The following is a 24390-nucleotide window of genomic DNA, read 5'->3' as shown; positions in this document are numbered from 1 at the left end:
AATGATATTTATTCTCAACTATCAAGTGATGGACAACCTGATGCGTTTCCCCGCTCTTTCTCTGCTGCTTAGCCTGTTTTTCATCTGCACCCCTGTACAAGCCGACGCCGCCTGGCCGCGCACTATCGCCACACCGAAAGGCCCATTCACCCTGCAACAGCCGCCGCAGCGCATTGTCTCGACCAGCGTCACGCTGAGTGGCACCTTGCTGGCGATTAACGCGCCGCTGGTCGGCTCTGGCGCCACCAGTCGCAGCAGCAGCGTGTCGGATGCGCAGGGCTTTTTCACGCAATGGAGCGCGGTGGCAAAAGCGCGTCAGGTTAAACCGCTCTACATCTCGCAGCCAAACGCCGAAGCGATTGCCGCCGAAGCGCCAGATTTGATCGTGATTGCCGCCACCGGCGGCGATTCGGCGCTGCGCCTCTACGATCAGCTGCAAACCATCGCACCGGTGTTAGTGATCGACTACGGCGATAAGAGCTGGCAGGCATTGACCTTACAGCTTGGCGAGATTACCGGCCATGAAGCCGATGCCCAAAAGGTGATCGCAGCGTTCGAAAAACGAGTAGAAACGGTGCGTCACAAGATTACGCTGCCGCCGCAGCCGACCTCTGCGCTGGTCTATTACGAAGATGGGCGCGGGATGAACTTGTGGACGCCCGCATCGGCGCAGGGCGCGCTGTTACAGGACTTGGGCTTTACGCTGGCCGCGCCGCCCGCCAGTTTTCAGGGCAGCACCAGCATGGGTAAGCGCAATGACATTATTCAGCTGAACGGTGAAAACATGGCCGATGGCATCACCGGTAACACGCTGTTGCTGTTCGCAGCCGATGAGAAAACCGTGCCGCAGGTGGCGAAGAATCCGTTCCTCGCCCATCTGCCGGCGGTGCAGCAGCACGACATCTTTGCCGTGGGTAACGATACTTTCCGCCTCGATTACTACAGCGCCAGCAATATGCTCAGCAGCATCGAGCGGCAGTTTACCCGTTAAGCATCGGCCGTGGCGGGTTGCGGCGCGTCCGGTTGTTCACCGAGGCGCGCCGTGCGCAGGCCGCGCACTGCCAGCGACAACAGCACCAGCAATCCCGCCGCTAATCCGCCAAACCACAGCACGCTGCTCAGCGGTGCCAGCGCGCGTGCCAGCGCCCCCAAACCCAATGCGCCGACCGAATCGCCGGTGACATCCTGCGCGGTGCCGAGGCTGTTGACGCGTCCCAGCAGCGCATCCGGCGTGTGATGCTGCGTCAGCATAAACTGCAATAGCGAGGCGATGGCGTTGCTGTAGCCGTAACACACCAGCGCCAGCAGCGCGGGCAGAAGATGGCTGTACAGACCGAGCGAGGCGATGCAAGCAAATGCCAGCATTGCACAGCCAATCAGCACCCATCCCGGACGCGTTAACTGCCGCACCCAGCCGCTGGTGAAGGCACCGATCATCGCGCCTAGCGGTACCGCCGAGTACATCAATCCTAATGCGGACGCATCGGCATGGAAGGTTAGCGCCAGCGCCGGGAACAGAATACGCACCGCGCCAACCATGCTGAGCAGCAAACCAACCAGCACCACCGCGCCGACCACTTTATGCTGGCAGACAAACTGAATGCCGCTCGCCAGCGCGCGTAGCGGATGCTCCGGTTCCTGTTGTTCGGGCTTCATCGACGGTAAACGCACCAGCGGAATCAGCGTCGCCAGCGTGCCGATCGCGGCGACCGCAAACGCCCAACCGACACCCGCCGCGACGATGATCATGCCGCCAAGTGCGGGCGACAAAATCGCGCCGAGGCGCACCGTTAGCATGCTGAGCGCACCGGCTTCCGCCAGATGTTCACGTCCAACGATCAGCGGGATCACTGCCATTAACGCGGTCATGCCGAGCGCGCCAAAGAAGCCATCCCAGAAGGCGAGGAAGTAGAGCGCCAGTAATGAAGGCGCAGGGCTGAAGGCGTTGAGGCTGAGCAGCACAAAGCCGATGCCGCAGGTGCCGCGCGCGAACAGGATTAACTTGCGGCGATCGTAGCGATCGGCCAGCACGCCGCCGAGGAGCAGGCCGATAAACATGCCGATGCCGTCGAGCATTACCGCGACGCCAACCTGCAGCGTGGAGCCGGTCATTGCCTGAATTTGTACCGGCACGCCAACCGCCAGCATGCCAAGGGCGAATACCGAGAGCATGCGCGCGCAGAATATCGCGCGGAAGGAGGCGTTGTTTTTGAGCAAACTGAAATCTAAGAATATCGAGGGCTTAGCCATAAATCTCCAACGGTGAATCACATTTGCATCACCCGTAGCGGCGCAATTTATTGCGCGTTTTTTTAAATGAGCGCGATGAATCGCGCCGCTACGGTATGTGCCTTAATTAACGCCGAGCTAACAAACGATTAATCAACGGTCCCAACACCTTTAACGAATCTGCCGAAAGAATATCGGCGTGCTCGCAATCTAGCGGGAAGATCGTCAATTCATCAACGAACGGTGCCCAACTGGCGCGCACATCCATCTCCGGCGGCAGGGTTTTCTCGGCCATAAACAGCGTGGCTTGGCCGGCATAACGCGGCGTGCGCGCTTCGGCGAGGCGTGCGACGGCGTCTTTGTAGTTGGCGACGATAGTGTTAAACATCGCCGCCTTCTCTTCACGCAGCAGCGGGTCGCGCTCATCCTCGGTGGCGGCCATAAATTCGGCCTGTTCGCGTGCCACTTCCTGTTCCGCTTCATCTGCATCCGGCGTGCGCCAGTCCTGACCTTCCGCCGGATAGGTATCCAGCAGGCCAAGAAATGCCACCGTTTCACCCTGCGCCTGCAAACGTGCCGCAATGCCTTGCGCCAGCGTGCCGCCGAGTGAATAGCCGAGCAGGAAATACGGACCGCTCGGCTGCTGCTGGCGAATCGCCTGCAGATGGCGTTCGCTCATCGCCTCCACGCTGTGACACGCGGCAATCACGCCATGTGGACGCGGCGATTGCAGGCCGACAATCGGGAAGTCGCCGTCGAGATAGTGCAGCAGGGCGCTGTATTGCCAGGCGAAGCCGGATGCCGGATGGATGCAGAACAGCGTCGGGCCGTGACCGGCGCGCAGCGGCAGCAGTTCGCCGTTGCCACCGCTTTCACTGTTGGCACCGCCGTCGAGCAGCGCCGCCAGCTTCTCCACGCTGCGCGCGGCGATGATCTGCCCGACGCTGAGCGGCGGCCCTTCACGACGGCGCAGTTCCGCTGCCAGACGCATCGCCAACAGCGAATGACCACCAAGCGCGAAGAAGTCGTCATCGGCAAACACGCTGTCGCAACCGAGCAGCTGCTGGAACAGATCCGCCAGCAGACGTTCATTGGCGCTGTCCGGCAGGCGGCCGCTGCGCGCGCTGAGCTGCGGCATCGGCAGCGCTTTACGATCCAGCTTGCCGTTGGCGCTGAGCGGCAGATGGTCGAGCAGCAGATAGCTGACCGGCTGCATATGCGCTGGCAGACGTTCGCCCAGCTGCTGCTTCACCGTTTCGATATCCAGCGCGACGCCCGCATCGGCCACCAGCCAGCCGAGCAACTGACGGTTATCAACGCCCGCCGTGGCGTGCTGCGTCAGCGCGCGTGCCGCCACCACCGCCTGCGCTACGCCCGGCAGCGCCACTAGCGCCTGTTCGATTTCGCCCGGCTCAATACGCTGTCCGCGCATTTTCAGCTGATCGTCGCTGCGGCCGAGATACTCCACCGCACCGTCGGCGCGCCAGCTGGCGATATCGCCGGTGCGATACATGCGCTCGCCTTCGGCAAACGGCGCGGCGACAAAGCGCTGTGACGTGAGGTCGGCGCGATGCAAATAGCCATCGGCCAGCTGCACGCCGCTGAGATAGAGATCGCCCGGCACGCCAACCGGCACCGGTCGCAGCAGGCTATCGAGAATGTGCAGCTGTGTGTTCCACACCGGACGACCAATCGGCACGCCCGGCCCGTTAAGGCCATCCAGCGCGCTGCCGCTGGCCGGTTGCCAGGTGACATCGACGGCGGCTTCGGTTGGGCCATACAGATTGTGCAGCGGTGCGGCGATCACCTCCTGATAGCTGCGCGCCAGGTCGCACGCCAGCGCTTCACCGCTGCAGAATACGCGGCGCAGCGTTGGGCAAGCCCGATCGGTTTGCGCGGCGAGATGGCCGACAAAGGCCGCCAGCATCGAGGGCACAAAGTGCAGGGTAGTAACGCGATAATCGTCGATCAGCTGCCACAGCGCCTGCGGATCGCGATGCGCTTCCGGCGGTGCCATCATCAGCTGCGCACCGGTCATCAGCGGCCAGAAAAACTCCCACACCGATACATCAAAGCTGCACGGCGTCTTCTGCAACACCACGTCGTCGGCGCGTAGCGGGTAGCTGGCCTGCATCCAGCGCAGGCGGTTGACGATGGCGCGTTGGTTCACCACCACGCCTTTCGGTTTTCCGGTCGAGCCCGAGGTGTAAAGCACGTAAGCCGGGCGATTGGCGTCCGCCTGCGGCAAAGGGTGGCGCGGCTGAATGTGTTCACCGGCTAAGCCATCGAACATCATCAGCGTGCCAAAGGTGGCAAAGCGGGTTTCGAGTGCGGATGCGGTGATCAGCACCCACGGCCGCGCATCTTCCATCATGTAAGCCAGACGTTCATCGGGATAACCGATATCCAGCGGCAAATACGCCGCTCCCGCCTGCAGGATGGCGGTAAGCGCAATGCTGAGGCGCACCGAGCGCGGCAGCGCCACGGCGACGATATCGCCCGGCATCACGCCCGCTTCAATCAGACGATCCGCCAGCAGCGCGGCCTGACGCTGCATTTCGCCGTAGCTCAGACGATGATCCACATCCATCAGCGCCAGCGCGTCCGGCGTGCGCGCCGCCTGCTGGGCAATCGCCTGTTGCAGGGTTTCATTTTCCAGCTGCACGCCGGTGTTATTCACCCAGGCGAGCAGCGATTGCTCGGCCAGCGTTTGCAACTTCCACTGCGTCAGCGGCAGATCCGGCGTGTTGACCAGCTGTTGCAGCAGCAGTAACAGCCGCTCGGCGAGACGTTCCGGCTCGCTGACGCAGTCGCGATACTCCATCAGCAGCGTCAGCTGTTCGCCCGGCAGCACCAGCAGCGTCAGCGGATAGTGCGTGTAACCCCGATTGTGGATCGCTTCGCAGCGCACGGTGGCGTTGGCATCCAGCAGCGTTTGGTTGTCCGGATAGTTCTCCACCACCAGCAAGGTATCGAAAAGCGTACCCGCGCCGACCAACTGCTGAATCTCGGCGAGACCAAGGCAATCCTGCTCAATTAGCTGGATTTGCTGCGCCTGATGATCGGCGAGCTGCGCCAGTAACGGACGTTGATGATCGAAGCGCACGCGCACCGGCAGCGTGTTGCTGAACAGGCCAACGTGCTGATCGATGCCCTCAATCTGGCCAAAACGGCCAGAAACCGGCGCACCAAACACCACGTCTTGCTGGCCGCTGGCGACCGACAGCAGCAAACCCCACAATCCCTGCATCACGGTGTTCAGGGTTAAGCCGCGCGCCCGGCACAGCGCATAGAGTTCCCGCTCCAGCGTGGCATCCAGCGTAATGCGTTTCTCGTTGACCGCGCTGTCGGCGGCCTGCGGATAGAGCAGCGTCGGACGCACCCCTTGCAGGCAAGCTTGCCACTGCTGACGTGCTTCATGGCTGTCGCGCTGGCTGAGCTGACGCACAATGTCGGCGTAGCTGCTGCTGTGCGCAGGCAAGGTTTGCTGGCGCAGCGCGCTGAGCAGATCGTTGAGGATCACCGGCGTTGACCAGCCATCCACCACCAGATGATGCGCGTTGAGCAGTAGCGTCCAGCGCACGCCATCGCGATGGGCGATCAGCGTGGCGTGCAGCATGATTGGCTGGCTAAACAGGTCCTGCGCCAGCGCCTGATGTTCCAGCCCCAGCATCTCCTCTTCCTCGCCCAGCTGATGTAGCGTCAGCGGCCAGTGCAATTCGCCTTCCGGTAACAGCTGTAGCGGCTGCAGGCTAAGTTCGGCGTCGAAGCGCGCCGCCAGCTGCGGATGACGCTGTAACACCGCGTCGAGCGCGGTTTGTACCGCTGCGGCGCTGATGTCGCCACTCAGCGTCAGGCGGGTTAACGAGTTGTAGCTGCCTTGCTGCGCGGTGGTTTGCGCGTGGAACAGCAAACCTTTCTGCAGCGGCAACAGCGGCAGCGCATGGCTAAACGCGCCGTGACGCGCATGCAGCTGTTGCAGCAGCGCATCATCAACGCCTTCCAGCGCCACCTCGGCGGCCACCAGCGTATTGGCGGCGTGCTGCGGCTGCTGCTGGGCCAGCGCGATCAGCGCCTGCGCGGCAGCGGCCATTGCCTGATGTAAATCGGCAATCGCTTCCGCATTCAGCACGCCGTCCGCCCAGCTCCAGTTCAGCGCCAGCTGCGCCGCATGCGGCTGCTCCTCAACGAAGACGTTGAGTTCCAGCGCGTGCTGCAGCGGCAGCGCGTCATCCTGCACTACCGCGAAGGTGTCGCGGAACTGCTGCGCGGTGCGCTGTGGGGTCCAGTCACCGCTGCGCTGCGTAAAGCGTCCAAGGTAGTTGAACAGCACCTGCGGCGCGTGTTGTGCCGCCAGTTTTTCCAGCGTCACGCCGCGATGTGCATCAAGCCAGCGCAGCTGCCCGTAGCCAATGCCGCGATCCGGCACCGCACGCAGCACCGCTTTCACCGCGCGTACGCACTCATTGAGCGGCGCATGTGGATTTTCTGGCAATGGCAGCAGCAGCGGGAATTCTGCCGTCAGCCAGCCGACGGTGCGCGCCAGATCCTGCTGCGCATGCAGTTCGGCACGGCCATGCGACTCCAGCGTGACGCGCTGCTGTGCGCTGCCGTTGAGCTGGCGCAGAGCGAGAGTCAGCAAGGTCAGCAGCAGCTCTTCGCTGGTGGCGCGATAGTGCTGCGGCAGCGTGTTGAGCAGCGCGTGCGTAGTCGATGCATCCAACAGCGTGCGGTGATGCTGTTGGCGATCGCTGGGCTGAATCGCCCGTTGACCGACAAGCGGCAGCGGCTCGGCCAGCATCTGTTGCCAGAACGGTAACTCGCTGGCGCGCGCCGTAAGGTTCGCCAGTAGCGCCGCCGACCAGTCATGCAGCGAGGTTTCCTCGGCGGGGATCACCAGCGGCGTGTTATTGAGCAGCGCGTCACCGGCCTGTTGCAGTTCTTCCAGCAATACGCGCCACGAAACGCCATCGACAATCAGGTGATGCAGCGTCAGCACCAGCCCACAGCTGGCGCCGTCTTGCTGCAGCAGCGTGGCGTGCAGCAGCGCGCCGTTTGCCGGATCGAGCGCCTCAGCATCCTGGCTAAACGCCTGTTCCGCTGCGCGGTCGCGATCCTGCGCGTTAAGCACCCGCACGCGGGCAGGGCGCGATGCCAGCGCTTCGCCGACAATCAGCTGATCGCCGCGCGTAAAGGCGTTGAGCGCCGGATGCGCCTGCGCCAGCTGATCGATCAGCTGTTCTACCTGTGCGAGTTGCAACTGCGGCGGCACCGACAGCAGCACGCCGTGAGCAAAGCGCGCATTGATGCCCGCCTGAGCGTTGAACCAGTGCAGAATCGGCAATCCGCCAATCGCGCCCTGTTGCGCGACGCGCGCGCCGGTGTTGTGTTGTGCCAGCGGCTGCAAACCCCGCGCCATGCGTGCGGCGGTGCGTTCGGCAAAAATTTCGCGTGGACGCAACAGATAGCCAGCGCGCCGCGCGGCGGTGCTGAGCCCCATCGCGGAGATGCTGTCGCCGCCCAGCGCGAAGAAATCATCTTCCGCGCCAACGCTCTCCAGCCCCAGCAGGCTGGCAATCGCGTGGCAAATCAGCTGCTCCTGCGGTGTGCTGGCGGCGCGACTCTGGCTCTGCTGCGCCTGTTGCGGCTTCGACAGCGCCTGACGATCAATCTTGCCGTTAACGTTGAGCGGCAATTCGTCCAGCACCATCAGCACCGCAGGCACCATGTAATCCGGCAGCTGCGTGGCGAGCTGCGCCAGCAAACGGGCGTTAAGATCGGCATCGGCGCGCAGCGCGTCATCCTGCACCGAGCAGTAACCAATCAGGCGATGCGTGGCGCCCATCACCTCGGCGATCACCACGGCGGTGCTGACTTCCGGCAGCGCCACCAGCGCGTTTTCCACTTCACCGAGTTCAACGCGGAAGCCGCGCACTTTAATCTGGTGATCGGTTCGCCCAATAAACGCCAGCTGTCCATCCTGACGCCAGCGCATCAGGTCGCCGCTGCGGTACATCACATCGCCGTCGCGGAAGGGGTTAGCGACAAAGCGTCCGCTGGTGAGATCGGGACGGCGCAGATAACCGCGCGCGATGCCGGTTCCGGCGATATACAGCTCGCCAGCAGAACCAATCGGCACCTGACGCAGCTGGTTATCCAGCAAATAGACTTCGCTGTTCCCCACCGGACGACCAATCACCGGCTGCGGTGACGCCATGACGCTGGCACCCAGCGTATCGATGGTGTATTCCGATGGGCCGTAATAGTTGTGGATCTCCATCTGCTGCTGTTGCTGCATCAGCTTCCACAGCGTTGGCGTGGCTGCTTCACCGCCAATCATCACGAAAGAGGGACGATGGTTGTCGGCTTCCAGCAGGCCGCTGTCGATCATCTGCGAGAAGAACGACGGCGTGATATCCAGAAAATCGACCGGCACCGCGTTCATCTGCTGAATCAGGCCCCACGCATCGCGGCGCAGCTCTTCGTCGAAGATATTCAGCTCGCAGCCCATCAGCATGCAGAACAGCGGTTCCCATGAGGAATCGAACGAGAAGGAAGCGGTGTGACCGGCGCGCATGCGGCGCGGGCTGCTGGCGCTGAAGCGCGCAATCGCCGGGCCGAACAGATGCTCGCGGTGCGACAGGAACAGATTGAGCAAACCCTGATGAGTGCTCATCACGCCTTTCGGGCGGCCGGTCGATCCTGAGGTGTAGATCATGTAAGCCAGATCGTCGCCGCACAGCTGGGTATCTGGTCGTGCGGTGGAAAGGGTGCTCAACGCGATCTGATCAATCAGTAGATGCGTTAACTCCGGCATTTGCGCCAGCGTGCTGAAGTGCGTCAGCAGCAGCTTCGGCTGCGCGTCATCGCACATCAGCGCCAGGCGTTCGCGCGGATAGTCGAGATCGAGCGGCATATAGGCCGCGCCGCTTGCCAGCACGCCGAACATCGCTACCAGAGAATCCACCGAACGCGGAATGCCAATCGCCACCACGTCGTCAGCCTGCAGGCCGTGCCCGATCAGCAGATGCGCCAGTTGCATCGCGCGATCGGCTAACTGGCGATAGCTCAGGCTGCGATCGCCGCACACCACTGCGGTTTGCTCGCCGTATTGCTCAGCGGCTTGCAGCAGGATATCGACGATGGTGTGGGTGGCGGCGGGCGGCACAATGGTCGGTCCGGTCGACCAACGTTGCAGATCGATCTGTTCCTGTGGCGCCAGCAGTGACAGCGCGCCGATTTGCGTGTCAGCATCCGCCGCGAACTGCGTGAGCAGATGGCTGATGCGCTCGGCGTGACGTTGTAGCGTGTGCGCATCGTAGCGGCGCGGGTTTGCCACCAGCGTCAGCTGCAATGCGCCATCGCGGAAGCCAACTTCAAACTCCAGATCGTCGACCGGGCCCATCGCCAGCGTGTGCGTTGGGGCTACATGGCCATCGAAGTGCAGATCGTCGTGGTAAACCTTGACGTTAATCACCGGACCATACAGCGCCTGGCTGCTGCCGACCAGACCAAGATCGCGGCGCAGCTGTTCAGCTTCATAACGCTGATGACGGCGCGCTTTGCGGACTTCGCTCTGCACCTGCTGCACCAGCATCGGCAAGGTCATCTCATCGCTGACGCTGAAAATCAGCGGCAATACGTTGACCACCGGGCCGAGGGTAGAAATCGCCGCCGAACCCATGCGGCGCATAAACGGGAAGCCAATCGACAAACGTTGGCTGTTGCTGAAGCGCGCCAGATAGGCCACCAACAGCGCGCTGACGATATCGCCTTCGCTGCTGTCGGCCAGTTGTTGCTGCTGACGCAGCGTGGCCAGTTGCGGCAGCGTGACCTGACAGCTGATCGGGCGATCGGCGGGATCGCTGACGTTTTCACTGGAAAGCGTCAGCGTCTCTGGCAGTTCCGCCGCGTAGCTTTGCCAGTGGCTGGCGGAGCGGGCAAAAGCCGGCGAATCCTGCCACTGCTGAATCTCTTCAATCACCGTGGTGAACGGGGTAAACGGCGAGGGCGCGTGCGATTCGCCGGCGCAAAGGGCGGCATAGATCGCCGCGACGCGTTGGGTCAGTGCTTCAAAGCTGAAGCCATCCACCAGCAAATGGTGATAGCGCTGATACCACAGCCAGCTGCCGTCGCCGATGCGCATCAGCGCGTGACGATAGAGCGGTTTGTCGCCGTCGGCGGGCAGCTCGGCGGCGAGATCGGCCTGCATCAGTTTGTGCGCGTGGCGGGTGGCATCGGCGCGCTGGCTGAAATCGTGCCATTCCGGCGCGACCGGCGCTTGTGCACCAAACCACTGCGCCGGATTGCCATTATCGTCCAGGCCGAAGCGCGCCTGAACGGTATCGGCTTCCGCCATCGCCTGCTGAATGGCGCTGTCCAGCGCCACGCGATTGATGTCGCCGTGCAGCACGCTGTAGTGCGCCACGGTAAATTGATTGTGCTGCTGCGCAATGCTGTCAGCGATCCAGATGCCGGGCTGCGCCGCGACTAAAGGATAGGCCGCTGAAGGGGCCTTATTAAACGTTGCCAAGAGACAATTCCTGTCGAGAAAAACAATTTAAAAAAGAGAAAGTTAAAAAAATTAATGCGCGGTAGACGACGTCTGTTGCGTCGCTGGCCGCATGTCGTGCCAGTTTGCTTCGATAAACTCAATGGCGGCGCTGCGCGTCAGCGGTCCCGCCACGTTATGCCAACCTGCCGGAACCGGGGCAAAAGCGGGCCACAGGCTGTACTGCTGGCGCGCGTTAAGCAGCACCAGAAAATCGAGTGCGTCGTTATCAAACGGATTCTGTTGTTCAGACATGGTGGTTACCTTCAGAGGTTGATGTAGGGGAGAGAAAATCGGCCAGCAGCCAGCGGCAGCCGTCGATCAAACCGCCACGCCAGCACAACGCATCGTGCCCTCCGGCGAAGCGGCGAAAATGTAATTCATGGCCTGCGGCCTGTAGCGCCGGGACGATCTGCTGGTTGACGTACACCATATCCGCCTCGCGATCGCCCACTTCCTGGAAAATCTTCAGCTTGCCCGGCGGTAAGTCGCCCTGTTGCAGCCGCTGTAAAAGCAAGCCGGGCGCGTGCTGCTCGCGGTTGGCGTAGTCGCGGATGTATTGCAGATGCGGCCACCAGAAGGAGCCGGATTGCGTGAGAATGCGGCCAAAACGCTGTGGCCAGTGCAAACCGGCATAGAGCGCGGCGAGTCCGCCGTAGCTTTGCCCGGCCACCAGCGTGCGGTCGGCGTCGCTGCTGAACGCCGCGTGCTGGCGCGCCAGCGGCAACAGTTCCTGCTGCACCGCTTGCCAGAAGGTTTCATTGCACGGCAATTCGGCTTCGCGATGCTGGCTGTCGATGACATCGATAAACAGCCAGCAGGCGGGCGGCAGTTCGCCGTCGGCGGTGACCTGATCCAGCGCGCTGAAAATCGGTTGGCCGTAAACCCAGTTTTGTCCGTCGAGCAGGATTGCCAGCGGACGCTGTTCGGGCTGAGCGGTTTTTCCGGTGCTGTAAAGCCAGACGTTGCGCGTGACGTTGAGCAACGCGCTGTGCCACTGCAAGGTTTGCAGCGTATCCGGCCAGGTTTCCGCCATGCCGGCATCCAGCGCGCGCCAGGCCGATTGATCCGGCGCATCCGGCATGTGCGCGTTGCTCAGAGCAAAACGGCGGCTGCTGAGGAATGGCGGCGTGGGATTGAATTTGTCGGGGATTGCCAGCGGCATCAGCGAGATCCACCATTTACGCTGCAGCGCGCGGCATTCGGCATCATCGCCGCAAAACAGCGGCGGTAACTGCTGCGCGGTGGCGGGGATCAGGCTGTAACTGCCGCGCCAGTCGGATTCAATGGCGGTCGACCAATGCCAGACGTTGCTGTCGCCGACGCGCACCAGACTTTCTGGCGCTTCGCTGTGGTGATCGGTGACGCCGTTAATATCGACATAAACCCGTTCAGTGGAAGAAAGTGCGGAATGCCCTTCGGGATCGCGCCAGAAGAAGTGCATGGTCGTTTGACCACGTTCGTCACGCTCCACCAGCGGCGTACCGGCCGCGTAAAGCCGCTGCCACCAGCCTTCGCTTCCCATATCGGCCTGCTGCAACCATTGTGCAACTGTCCCAGCGGGCAACCACGTCTGCGTCGTTTTTTCTGCGCTTGTTAGAAACATCCTGCAACCCATCTCCACATTTTGTTCACTGTCTTTACTTAATCAAAGCTAATGCAAATGCTATTGATAACGATTTACATTTGCAATATGATTTTTCGCGCCTAATAAACCTTCGGATTTTCAGTGGATTATTTTGTGAAGGACGTCACGCAGGGAGATTAGGACCGTAAATAACGCAAGCGAGTAATATTTCAATCCGTTACAACCATTGTCGTTGGGCGAGGGCGACTGAACGGATTATTTCATCTACAAGGCAGTTTGAAATAGAGATGGCAACTATGTCCGTTAAAGCAAAAAATTCAGCAATACCTGCTGTGGCACGTCAGTTCAGATTCAATCCTCTGTACCTTTCTCTGGCCTCAATTCTGTTAGTGGCTCCGGCCGCCTTCAGCGTGGCCGCCGAAGAGACCATTACCGTCAACGCCGATACGCGTGAAAGCGTGACTTCGCCGCTGCAAGGCTACGTGGCGAAAGAGAGCGCGGCAGGCACCAAAACCGCGACGCCGCTGCGCAAAACCCCGCAATCCATTTCGGTGATTACCCGTGAGCAGATGGACGATCAAGCGGCGGCCTCCGTCGCGGATGCGCTGAGCTACAGCAGCGGCGTGTTGACCAACTATCGCGGTAACTCCAACCGTAATGATGAGATCATCGCGCGCGGTTTCCGCTATGCGCCGAAATTCCTTGATGGCCTGAGCTACGGTTTATCCGGCCAGGCGGGCGCAGCGGGGCAGATCGATCCCTGGTTGCTGGAGCGCGTAGAGATGATCCACGGCCCAGCTTCTGTGCTGTACGGCCAGGTGAATCCAGGCGGCATCGTGGCGATGACCAGCAAGCGCCCAACCGCGCAGAGCATTCACAAAGTGCAGCTCAGCACCGGCAACCAGCATTTGGGTGAAGCGGCGTTTGATTTTGGCGGCAAGCTGAATGATGACAACACGCTGTTCTACCGCCTGAACGGTATCGCCAGCACCAAACATGAGTTCGTTAAGGACAACAAACAGCAGCGCATGGCAATTGCGCCAGCGATTACCTGGCTGCCGAACGCGGACACCAGTTTCACGCTGCTGACGATGTATCAAAATGAGCCGAAAGCGGGATACCGTAACTTCCTGCCGGCCAGCGGTACGCTGAAAGAGAGCAGCGCGGGTTACATTCCTTACGATTTTAACGTCAGCGATCCGAGCTTCAACGAAGCCAAGCGTGAACAGACCTCGATTGGCTATATCTTCGAGCACAATTTAAGCGATAACGTCAGCTTCACGCAGAATCTGCGCTACAGCAACATGGATGAATCGTACAAATATCTGGTGTATACCTTTGATGCCGATAACGATCACTCCATCAATCGTCGTCCGCAGCATGACAAGATCAAGTCGAAAGAGTTGGGCCTGGATAACCAGCTGAAAGCCACCTTTGAAACCGGCAACATCGCGCACACCGTGCTCGGCGGGCTCGATTACAAGTGGAGCGACGTCGATAACAAACTGTGGCGCGACAGCGGCGATCAGTACATTCTCGACTGGGCGAATCCGACACGGATCAGCATCAACGAGAGCGATTTGACGCTCACCACCAGCACGCGCAAGAAGCTCGATCAGGTGGGCGTTTATCTGCAGGATCAGCTGGAGTGGAATCAGTGGAACCTGCTGCTCTCCGGACGTCACGACTGGAGCGAAGTGCGCACGCAGGATCGCACCGACGACAGCCAAACCCAGCAGAATGACGACAAGTTCACCGGCCGCGCGGGTCTGCTGTATGCGTTTGATAACGGCATTTCACCGTACGTCAGCTACAGCACTTCCTTCGAGCCAAACCTCAACAGCGGCGCGCCAGGCACCGATCCGTTCAAACCGACCACCGGCGAACAGACCGAAGTGGGCGTGAAGTATCAGCCGGTGGGTTGGGATGCGGTGTTTACCGTGTCAGCGTTTGATATTACGCAGAAAAACATCACCGCTTATAACAGCGTGACCGGTTACAACGAGCAGATTGGTAAAGTGCGTTCGAAAGGGATTGAAACCGAAGCGCATGCGCAGATTACGCCAGAGATCAAACTGTTAGCGGCCTATACCTATACGGATGCGGTGACCAAAGAGAGCAGCATCACGCAGCGCATCGGCCATTCACCGTCGAGCATTCCGCGTCATGCGGCGTCGGCGTGGGGCAGTTATACCTTCCTCGATGGCGTGCTGAGCGGCTTTACGCTGGGCAGCGGCGTGCGTTACACCGGCACCGCGCCAGCGGATGAAATTGGCGTCGACAAAGTACCGCACTACACGCTGTATGATGCGATGGCCAAGTATGAGCTGGGCGAAGCGGCGAACTCGCTGCGCGGCACCACGCTGCAACTGAACGTCAACAACATCGCGGATAAGCACTACGTGGCGTCATGCAGTAATGAAAGCGCCTGCTTCTACGGCAGCGGTCGCACCATTGTGGCTTCCGTCAGCTACAGCTGGTAATTCGCTCCGGCGGCCTGCGTGGCCGCCGTTTCGTTTCGCATTCCGTGCGACGCGCTTTCCAGTCAGACATTTGTTGAGCTGTTTTCGGAAAATACTGTATTTGTGTGACTGTCATCACTCTGCAAGGCACGTTAAAATGAACGCTTCTCATTTAGCAGGGGTTTTTCGTCACGATGTTATCGCGCTTCACTTTAGCCACTTTGATGGCAACAATCATGCTCACCGGCTGCGCCCGCCTTGCCGCCGTTACTGGTACATCTCATGACAGCACTGCGACTGCGGACGCGTCCGCCGCTCAGCCTGCAACCGGCGCGCCAATCGACAATAACGATTCGCCTTCTCCGTTCGAGAGCGGCCCAACGGTGATCAACGTTTCGCACTTGGTTACGCGTACCGATGACGGTTCTTCTGTCTATGTGACGGTAGATGGTCAGGATGCGGGTTTGCTGAAGAAGGGTGAGAAACGAGAAATTCGCGTCGCGCCAGGTAAACACCAGATTGGTGGTTACGTGCAGACGCTGTTTGGTTTCGGCAAAGTGACCATCGCATCCGTGGATGTCACCACCGATCCGAACAGCCCGAAAAACGTGGTCTATTCTGTAACGCGCCAGAAGCCCGCCTTCAGCGAAACCGACGCCACGCCGCCGAATAATTCGTGATTTTTCCAGGTGCGCATGAATGCGCACCCTACGAAAGACTGGCACGGTTTTGTAGGGTCGCCATTTATGGCGTAATGCCGATCAGTTAAGCGCCGTATCAAATCACCGCACCTTCCGTAGCGGCGCGATTTATCGCGCAATGAATTGCGCCGCTACAATGTGTGCTCTCGGTAATTAGGGTTTTCATGTCTTAACTGACGAGCATTACGCCATTTATGGCGACCTTCCCACATCAACTCCGGCTAAACACCAGCTTCAATCCCGCAACCGTAAAGCAGCAAGCCAGCAGCGCATCCAGCCCACGACGGATACGGCGATAAAATGCCGCCATCACCGCAGTGGAAAACAGCACCGCGTAACCGCCAAACACCAGCACGCAAATCGCCGCGCAGCCTGCAATAATCATCGGCAAGGTTGATGCCGCCGCACCCGGTTTTAACGCCACCGACATGATCGCCACCCACGTCAAAATCGCTTTTGGATTGCCGACGTGCATCAAAATGCCCTGACGAAACATTCTGCCGAAGCGCGCTTTTTCGCTGACCGGTGCGAATTCACTGGCATCGGGCCGACGCAGCGCCGATTTCCCCGCCTTAAATGCCAGCCACAGCAGATACAACCCGCCGCCAATCTTCAGCACAATCAGTAACTGCGCAAAGGTGGCCAGCACGGTGAGAACCCCGCACGCCGCCAGCAGCGCCCACATCATTGAACCGCCAATCACGCCGCTCGCTAATGCCAGCGCCGCGCCGCGTCCCTGTTTCATCGCCGTGCCCATAATTGCCATATTGCTCGGACCGGGACTGGCGGTCGCCACGAAATAGGTGGTGTAGATCAGAATCAGTTCATGTGACAACGCCATAGGATCCTCTGTTAATCATGATGGATTACGCCGCGAGAATGTGCTGAATCGCCAGAAACATCGGGATTGCGCCAAATACATTGGGCGGCTCATGCAATGCCATAAATCCCAGGCGGGTGTAAAAATTCACGGCTTGGGGTTCAGCGTCAAGATAAACGCCTTTCACAGGTAAAGCGTCATGAATTATTTTGACGTGTTCGAAGAATTCACCCAACAAATCCTGACCATAACCCTTGTTTTGTTCCCTGACGGCGACTCCCAGCATAACCAGGCGCACCACGCCGACTTCGGCTGGCATTGAACCGGATAACACGCCAGTGAGCTTTTGTTTTAACAGGGAATAGGCGCTGAAGGTACAGATTCCCAGCAGTTCGCCGGTATTGGCGTCAATCAACGCCTTCGCTGCACAGTTTCCCTCTTTGACGCTTTTTTTAAGCGAGTTGCGTACAAAGGCGTTAATAATTGCGTTGCCGCAATCGAAGTGCTTATTACCGGGATAGGTGATATCAGCCTGATAAGCGCACACCATAACGTCAGCGCTGTTATTCCTTGAATTTTCCATCTGCTCTTTTCCTTCGCATCAACGCTTGTAACGCCAGCGTCGGAGCTGCAGGTTCAGACATGAGCTGATTCACTTGCTGCCAACTCTCTTCAGAAAGCTGGCGACGTCGCTGATTATCCAAAACGGTTTCTGCACGCTCAAGCGCCGCATTTAAGATAAAGGCACTCAAATCTAATCCTGCAGCGGTTGCTGCTTCCTTTAAAACTTCTTTGAGATTCGAACTGGTTTTTAACTCTACGCGCGCATCTTTAACGGCGCGCGTATCGGTGGAAAGTGCGGGTACTTTTGGCATAGCGAGAGCCTCGTTGAGTAAAAACGCCTCCTGTTGACGTCAGTCCTTAAACTTATGCAGTGTTGCAATGTGAGTGAAGTCTTTCATTTCAGTTAGCTTGGTACGGCTAATAACCGTATGCGGATAATGTAAACCCTGTCGCTCTGATAAGTCAACGCGTACGGTTAATAGCCGTATAACATTAGATATCGGTTAAATTTACCTTGCTGTTGCGCCACTATTTACCGTGCAACTCCTTCCTCAACAGCACCAACTCGCCCGCCAGATCGCGGCACAGCATCGCCGTCATCAGATGATCCTGCGCATGCACCAAAATCAGTGTGACCGGCACTTTGCCGCAGCCTTCATCGGCGCCAATTAACGCGGTCTGGATTTTATGCGCCGCTTTTGCCGCCTCGTCGGATGCGGCTAATGCCTCATCGGCACCTTGCCAGTCAGCTTTACGCGCCTGCTGGATCGCCATCATGGCTTGCGATCGCGCCTCACCGGCATTAATCAGCAACTCCATCATCGTTTGTTCAAAATCCATATCCGTCTCACTTATTGGTATGCCAAATTGGTGATAACGATGCTACCGGAATACCAAAAAAGAGTTCCGCGAGCATGATCACAGAAATTAACGGCGGATATCGCCATTTTGGTATGCCACGAACCATCAAGCTGATGCATAAACCTAAAACCGCTGAGGGTTGACCAATGTCTCTACAGGAACGTCTTATCGATTCACTGGGTAGCTTTGCCACACGCTTCAACAGCTACCGCTACATCATGGCGATCAAAGCCTCGTTTATTACGCTGATGCCGGTGATCATCGTCGGCGCGTTTTCGGTGCTGATTTCCAACATGGTGCTGGACCCAAAAAATGGCCTCGCCAGTTTCTCGGCACTGTCGTTTCTTGCCGATCTGAAACCGATCACCAGCAGCATTAACTACGCCACGCTGAGCTTTCTGAATATCGGCGCGGTGTTTCTGATTGGTATCGAACTGGGTCGCATCAACGGCATTAAAACGCTGTTTCCCGGCCTGCTGGCGATCATTTGCTTCATCTCGGTGACGCCCACCACGCTGCAAATGCTGGTGGATGGCCAGATGCATGTGGTGACCGATGTGCTGGCGAAACAGTTCTCCGATACCAAAAGTCTGTTCCTCGGCATGTTTATCGCCATTCTGTCGGTGGAGATTTACTGCCGGCTGGAGCAGGTTGAACGGCTGAAAATCAAAATGCCGGATACCGTGCCGCCGAACGTTGCCGCGTCATTTTCTGCGCTGATTCCGTCGATCATCACCGTCACGCTGGTCGCCACCTTTGGCTTTATCTTCCATCAGATCACCGGCATGTACCTGTACGACGCGGTGTACAAAGTGGTGCAGCAGCCGCTGGAATCGGTGGTGCAGAGCTTGTGGGGCATTCTGCTGCTGATGTTTGTTGCTCAACTGTTCTGGGTGATTGGTATTCACGGTAACCAGATGGTGAAACCGATTCGTGAGCCGCTGCTGCTGGGGGCGATTCTGGTCAACATGAACGCCTTCGAGCAGGGCAAGGAAGCGCCAAACATCATCACCATGCCATTCTGGGACGTGTACATGAGCATCGGCGGTTCCGGCCTGACTATCGGGCTGTTAACCGCAGTGATGATTGCCACCAAACGCAAAGAGATGCGTGAAATCGCCAAACTGTCGTTTGGACCTGGCTTATTCAACATCAATGAGCCGGTGATTTTTGGTATGCCGATCATGCTCAACCCCATTCTCGCCATTCCCTTCATCATCACGCCGCTGGTAACCGGTTCGATTGGCTATTTCGCCACGGTGATGGGCTTTGCCGGTAAAGCGGTGGTGATGGTTCCCTGGACTACGCCGCCGATCATCAATGCGTGGCTTTCTACCGCCGGTTCGATGGGCGCGGTGGTGACGCAAATCATCTGCATCGTGGTTTCAGTATTGATTTATCTGCCTTTTGTCAAAGTGGCTGCACGTCGCGCCGAAGCGGCGGAAGCGAAAAATCTGCAGACCGAACTGGCACAAAATTAAGGAGAATCTATGAGTAAGCACACCATTGCGCTGCCGCAGGGCTTTATCCTCGGCGCGGCGGCATCGGCCTGGCAAACCGAAGGTTGGAGCGGCAAAAAAGCCGGGCAGGATTCGTATCTGGATGCCTGGTATCAGCAGGATCGCCATGTCTGGCATAACGGCTATGGACCGGCTGTGGCGACGGATTTTATCAACCGCTTCCGCGAAGACGTGGCGTTGATGAAAGCAGCGGGGCTGACGCACTATCGCACCTCGATTAACTGGTCACGTTTTCTCACCGACTATGAAAATGCGGTGGTTGATGAAGAGTACGCGGCCTATTACGACCAGCTGATTGATGAGATGCAGCGTCAGGGCATTGAACTGATGTTGTGCCTCGAACATTACGAACTGCCGCTGCAGTTGCTGGAAGAGTACGGCGGCTGGCAATCAAAACATGTGGTCGAGCTTTTTACCCGCTATGCCGAAAAGGTGTTTGCCCGCTACGCCGGAAAAGTGACGCGCTGGTTTGTTTTCAATGAGCCGATTGTGGTGCAGACGCGCGTCTATCTTGATGCGCTGCGCTGGCCATATGAGCAGAACACCCATAAGTGGATGCAGTGGAATCACCATAAAAATCTCGCCACGGCGAAGGTGGTTAAGCTGTTCCGCCAGCAGGGTTACGCCGGAACGGTGGGCACCATTCTCAATCCGGAAGTGACCTATCCGCGCTCTTCGGCGGCGCACGATGTTAAAGCCGCAAAAATCTACGATCTGTTTTACAACCGGGTGTTTCTCGATCCGGCGATCAAAGGCGTTTATCCGGCGGAACTGCTGCAATTGCTAGATAAACATGAAGTGCAGTGGGACGTCACCGAGGAGGAGCTGGCGATCATCGCCGCCAACACCGTCGATGAAGTGGGGCTCAATCTTTACTATCCGCATCGTGTTAAAGCGCCGTCACGCGCCTGGCATCCGGAGACGCCGTTCCATCCCGCTTTTTACTACGAACATTTTGAGCTGCCGGGCCGCCGCATGAACAGTTCGCGCGGTTGGGAAATTCAGCCGCGCATTGTTTTCGACATGGCGCAGCGCATGAAAGAGGAGTACGGCAATCTGCCGTGGTTTGTGGCCGAGAGCGGCATGGGCATTGAGAATGAAGCGCAGTTTAAGGATGCGCAGGGCGAAATTCAGGACGACTACCGCATCAACTTTATTGCTGAACATCTTTACCAGGCGGTGCGCGCGCGTGAAGCGGGCAGCAACTGTCAGGGCTACATGCTGTGGGCGTTTACCGACAACGTTTCACCCATGAACGCGTTTAAAAACCGCTACGGACTGATCGAGATCGACCTCGATAACCAGCGGCAGCGACGGATGAAGAAATCCGCGCACTGGTTCCGTCAGTTGCGCGATACCCAGCAATTGACCCTCAACATTGACGATGAAGCCAAATAAGGACCACCTATGAAACGCATTATTCTGGCCTGCGCGGCAGGCATGTCGACTTCGATGTTAGTCACCCGCATTGAGAAAGAGGCGGTGGCACGCGGTCTTGAGTTCCAGATCTACGCCATCCCGGAACAGAACCTGCGTGAAGAGTTACAAAATTACGGTCAGGACGTGGTGGTGGTGCTGCTGGGACCGCAGGTGCGCTTTAAGCTGGAGGAGAATAAAAAGCTGACCGACAGCTATCAGCTGCCGATTGCGGTGATCGATACCGTGGCATACGGCACGTTGAATGGTGCAAAGGTACTCGATCAGGCGCTGGCTTTGGTACACTAGCGCCCAGATAGCAGTCAGGTTCCGGCTCGCACAGGACGCGGCCGGGCCGAATGCACCATGATGCAAAAGGGTGAGAGCGTGGAAAAAGCCGAAGCGCCACAAGAGAAAAAGCAGTATCAGGAAATTGGTCAGCATCTGCGTCAGCAAATCCTCGATGGCAATTACCCGGTAGGTTCAAGACTGCCGCCTGAACGTCAATTGGCGGAAACCTGGGGCGTGAGCCGTACCATCGTGCGTGAAGCGTTGCTGATGCTGGAGCTGGAAGGCACGGTGGATATTCGTCAAAGTTCCGGCGTTTACGTGATGCGTATTCCTTCGGAAAGCGAGGATGCGGAAGAGGCCTTTTTCCGCAGCGATGTTGGCCCGTTCGAGATGTTGCAGGCGCGTCAGCTGCTGGAGAGCAACATCGCGGCCTTCGCCGCCAAAATGGCCACCAAAGCCGATATCGAAAACCTGCGCCGCACGCTGGAGCAGGAGCAGCGCGCCATCGCGCTCAACGACAGCAGCCAGGATAACGACAAGTTGTTTCATTTGCTGCTGGCAGGCGCGACGCAAAATCAGATGTTGCTCGATACGGTGACCAGCGTCTGGCGTCATCACGAAGCCAGCCCGCTCTGGCAGCAGCTGCGACCGCAGTATGAAACCCGCGCCTATCGCCTGAAGTGGCTGGGCGATCATCAAACGATTCTGGCCGCGCTGCGCCGCCGTGATGTGATGGGATCCTGGCAGGCGATGTGGCAGCACCTGGAAAACGTCAAGAACACGCTGCTGGAGTTATCCGATGCCGATGCGCCAGACTTTGATGGCTATCTGTTCGAATCGGTGCCGATTTTCCAGGGTAAGTTGATGTGATGAGGGCGCCATGAATGTCGTAGGGTCGCCATTCATGGCGACCATGTGCGCGTTTATGCGCACCGCCACGGTGCAATGTAACATCGCGTCTAATTATTTAACCGCTGAAAACTGAAGCCTTTATTTATTTGCTTATGGCTCCGCATTAATTACTGCACCATATTGTGACGCGCATCGCTCTATTTAATCATTAATGCACTTAATTTGTGCCTCTCCTCATAAAACCGACATAAGAAAACACTATATCAGCGGGAAAACCGATTTATCCCAATATATGGCTGGTCCGCGCGCTAAAGCTTATGTTTAAAATTTGATTTTTAATCATGGCCTTACATTCATGGCTCCTGTATTAACCCTCCATCATTTCGTTAATTTAAAACCTCGCACCTGTCATATTCATGTAAAAAAGACGTTGCACACCCAATTTTTAAAATGATAAAAGTTTCTCACTTGATAATGCTTTTTCATTTTAAAAGGTGACCAATAATGGCTCTTGAAACGGCTGAAGTGCGTATTTCGACATCCTGGCAGCGCCCGGAAAATAAATGGCTGGCGGCATTTGCCGAATTTCCGGTTGCCAACATTGGCGATGCGATGGAAAGGCTGAATATGTGTGATGGCGGCATTGTTCCGGTCTCCTCCAACACGGCGTTTGTCGGCTTTGCCTTTCCGGTTCAGGTCACGGCTGGCGACAACGCGGCGGTGATCCGCGCGCTGGATCACATCCAACCGGGCGACGTGATGATGATTAACGGCCAGGGTCACATCGATCGGGCGCTGGTGGGCGAGCAGCTGACGCAGCGCTTTCAGCATGCCGGTGCGGTGGCGCAGGTTATCGACGGTGCAGTTCGCGATCGCAGCGTGATTGAATCCACCGGTTTACCCACGTTCTGTCGCGGCACCACGCCAGCAGGTCCGTTCAAAAACGGTCCGGGTGTGATCGGTGAGCCGGTGGCGATTGGCGGCGTGGTGTGCTGCGCGGGTGACATCGTGGTCGGCGACGATGACGGCGTGATCATCATTCCCTTCTGGCGCGCCGAAGCCGTGCTAGCGGCGGTGCAGGAAGTGGCGCGCCGTGAAGCAGAAATGACGGCAGAAGTGACGCGTCAGTATAAATAAGCCGCTGGATTAGCGCATTCCGGGGATGTTTTCACCACACTTTCAGGGCAAACCAATGACGAAATCACATGCGGTAACAATGGATTACGCTTTGCCGAAGGACGGAACAACCAAAAATAACGTCGTACGCCGCGCTTCTCTCGCGGGCGGCGTCGGATCCTTTGTCGAGTGGTATGACTACGGCATTTACGGCTTATTGGTCAGTTCACTGGTGCTGGTGTTTTCCGCCAGCGAGATGAGCACCAGCGATTCCGGCCTGATGCTGACCTACCTCGGCTTCACCGTGAGCTTCTTCGTGCGCCCGTTTGGCGGCGTGATCTGCGGCTATCTCGGCGACAAAATGGGCCGCCAGAAGCTTCTCGCCATTCTCCTGCTGATGATCTCGCTGGCGACGGCGGCGATTGGTCTGCTGCCCAGCTACGCCAGCATTGGCTGGGCGGCTCCGGCGCTGCTGATTTTGCTGCGCATCGTGCAGGGATTTTCCGCCGGAGGCGAAGTTTCAGGTGCCGGTTCGTTCGTGGCGGAATATGCCGAAGATCATCGCCGCGCGGTGGTGATGTCGCCGCTGGTGATGGGTTCGTTTATCGCGTTGCTGTTTGGCAGCCTGCTGATCAGCGGATTGATCAACGTGTTTGGCACCGAGGCGATGACCGCCTGGGTGTGGCGCGTGCCGTTCCTGCTGGCGATCCCAATGGCCTTGATTGGCGTCTACATCCGCACCCGCATTGAGGACACGCCTCATTTTCAGATGGTAAAAGCCAACAAGCGCGTGGTGCGCAATCCACTGCGTGAAGTGCTTTCCTCAAAGCGCCATCTGAAAGCGATTGGACTGGCGATCACGCTGCCTGCGGTCAACGGTCCGGGCTATTACATCCTGTTTGTCTACATGCCGACCTACCTGAACAAAGTGATGCACTTCCAGCAGATTCAAAGCCTGATGGTCACCGCCTGCGGCTTAATCACGATTATCGGCGCGATTCCGATGATGGCGTGGCTGTCGGATCGTCTGGGACGCAAGCCGCTGCTGGTGGCGTCGGCCATTGCCATGGCGCTGCTGGCGTGGCCCTGTTTCTGGCTGCTGACGCTCGGCATGTTCCCGCTGGCGTGCATGGCGGCAATTCTGCTGGCCTTTGCCTTCGCCGGACATGCCGGTGTGATTCAGGCGACGCTGGCCGAAATGTTCCCCACCAACGTGCGTTACAGCGCCTACAGCATCGGCTTCAACCTCTCAACGGTGATCTTTGGCGGCTCCGCGCCGTTACTGATGACGTGGTTGATTGGCCTGACCGGCATCGCCAGCATTCCCAGTTATATGGTGATTTTCACCGCCGCGCTGACGCTCATCAGCACGCTGTATCTGAAAGAAACCGCCGGTAAGCCACTCGCTGCCGAGTGAAC

The 24390-nt window shown here is 58.3% G+C and carries 17 protein-coding genes; 9 read left to right on the top strand and 8 right to left on the bottom strand.

Annotated elements, in window-relative coordinates; all coding sequences use genetic code 11:
* The first annotated feature begins 40 nt into the window (after nt 1–40).
* Nucleotides 41–991 carry a Fe2+-enterobactin ABC transporter substrate-binding protein gene (fepB, locus tag HX773_RS22840; protein WP_218168338.1) on the top strand — a complete coding sequence of 317 codons (951 nt, stop codon included), beginning with the start codon at nt 41–43 and terminating at the stop codon, nt 989–991.
* Here fepB and entS read toward each other — a convergent pair.
* From entS to fes, 4 genes are all read right to left on the bottom strand, one after another.
* Nucleotides 988–2250: an enterobactin transporter EntS gene (gene entS / locus HX773_RS22835; protein WP_176973443.1), complete on the bottom strand. Its 1263-nt coding sequence runs from the start codon at nt 2248–2250 to the stop codon at nt 988–990. The two genes, fepB and entS, sit on opposite strands and share 4 nt — an antisense overlap.
* Nucleotides 2251–2356: 106 nt before the next feature.
* Entirely contained in the window at nt 2357–10762 is an 8406-nt protein-coding gene (locus HX773_RS22830) for a non-ribosomal peptide synthetase (protein ID WP_176973442.1), read from the bottom strand.
* A gap of 51 nt (nt 10763–10813) precedes the next feature.
* Nucleotides 10814–11035: an MbtH family protein gene (locus HX773_RS22825; RefSeq protein WP_176973441.1), complete on the bottom strand. Its 222-nt coding sequence runs from the start codon at nt 11033–11035 to the stop codon at nt 10814–10816.
* Entirely contained in the window at nt 11028–12386 is a 1359-nt protein-coding gene (fes, locus tag HX773_RS22820; protein ID WP_176973440.1) for an enterochelin esterase, read from the bottom strand. Before fes ends, HX773_RS22825 begins: the two co-directional genes overlap by 8 nt.
* Before the next feature lie 278 nt (nt 12387–12664).
* Here fes and HX773_RS22815 point away from each other — a divergent pair, with 278 nt between their 5' ends.
* Nucleotides 12665–14851 carry a TonB-dependent siderophore receptor gene (locus HX773_RS22815; RefSeq protein WP_176973439.1) on the top strand — a complete coding sequence of 729 codons (2187 nt, stop codon included), beginning with the start codon at nt 12665–12667 and terminating at the stop codon, nt 14849–14851.
* 173 nt (nt 14852–15024) lie between these two features.
* The gene (locus HX773_RS22810; RefSeq protein ID WP_176973438.1) at nt 15025–15510 is read left to right on the top strand and encodes a hypothetical protein; all 486 of its coding nucleotides are present in this window, start codon (nt 15025–15027) and stop codon (nt 15508–15510) included.
* Between the two features lie 232 nt (nt 15511–15742).
* On the opposite strand, the gene HX773_RS22805 is transcribed toward HX773_RS22810, so the two are convergent.
* From HX773_RS22805 to HX773_RS22790, 4 genes are all read right to left on the bottom strand, one after another.
* Nucleotides 15743–16372 (bottom strand): LysE family translocator, encoded by a 630-nt coding sequence (locus HX773_RS22805; protein WP_176973437.1) that lies wholly within the window; start codon nt 16370–16372, stop codon nt 15743–15745.
* Between the two features lie 25 nt (nt 16373–16397).
* Nucleotides 16398–16934 carry a GNAT family N-acetyltransferase gene (locus HX773_RS22800; RefSeq protein ID WP_176973436.1) on the bottom strand — a complete coding sequence of 179 codons (537 nt, stop codon included), beginning with the start codon at nt 16932–16934 and terminating at the stop codon, nt 16398–16400.
* A complete protein-coding gene (locus HX773_RS22795; RefSeq protein WP_008110139.1) occupies nt 16915–17226 on the bottom strand; it encodes a DUF1778 domain-containing protein in 312 nt (103 codons plus the stop codon). The genes HX773_RS22800 and HX773_RS22795 overlap by 20 nt, the downstream gene beginning before the upstream one ends.
* 217 nt (nt 17227–17443) lie before the next feature.
* Nucleotides 17444–17755 (bottom strand): PTS lactose/cellobiose transporter subunit IIA, encoded by a 312-nt coding sequence (locus tag HX773_RS22790; protein ID WP_061719101.1) that lies wholly within the window; start codon nt 17753–17755, stop codon nt 17444–17446.
* A 167-nt stretch (nt 17756–17922) separates the two neighbouring features.
* Between HX773_RS22790 and HX773_RS22785 the strand changes: the two genes are divergently transcribed.
* From HX773_RS22785 to HX773_RS22760, 6 genes are all read left to right on the top strand, one after another.
* Entirely contained in the window at nt 17923–19257 is a 1335-nt protein-coding gene (locus HX773_RS22785; protein WP_176973435.1) for a PTS sugar transporter subunit IIC, read from the top strand.
* 9 nt (nt 19258–19266) lie between these two features.
* Nucleotides 19267–20694 carry a glycoside hydrolase family 1 protein gene (locus HX773_RS22780; protein ID WP_176973434.1) on the top strand — a complete coding sequence of 476 codons (1428 nt, stop codon included), beginning with the start codon at nt 19267–19269 and terminating at the stop codon, nt 20692–20694.
* Between the two features lie 9 nt (nt 20695–20703).
* A complete protein-coding gene (locus tag HX773_RS22775; protein WP_176973433.1) occupies nt 20704–21021 on the top strand; it encodes a PTS sugar transporter subunit IIB in 318 nt (105 codons plus the stop codon).
* 78 nt (nt 21022–21099) lie between these two features.
* A complete protein-coding gene (locus HX773_RS22770; protein ID WP_061719402.1) occupies nt 21100–21873 on the top strand; it encodes an FCD domain-containing protein in 774 nt (257 codons plus the stop codon).
* Nucleotides 21874–22359: 486 nt separating this feature from the next.
* Nucleotides 22360–22992, top strand: coding sequence for a methyltransferase (locus HX773_RS22765; RefSeq protein ID WP_061719104.1), 633 nt, complete (start codon nt 22360–22362; stop codon nt 22990–22992).
* Between the two features lie 55 nt (nt 22993–23047).
* A complete protein-coding gene (locus HX773_RS22760) occupies nt 23048–24388 on the top strand; it encodes an MFS transporter (protein ID WP_176973432.1) in 1341 nt (446 codons plus the stop codon).
* Nucleotides 24389–24390 lie beyond the last annotated feature (2 nt).

The organism is Pantoea sp. B9002 (assembly GCF_013385945.1).
Classification (GTDB): domain Bacteria; phylum Pseudomonadota; class Gammaproteobacteria; order Enterobacterales; family Enterobacteriaceae; genus Pantoea.
The sequence above is the reverse complement of the archived record's forward strand: the minus strand, read 5'-3'. Positions and strand labels throughout refer to the sequence as shown.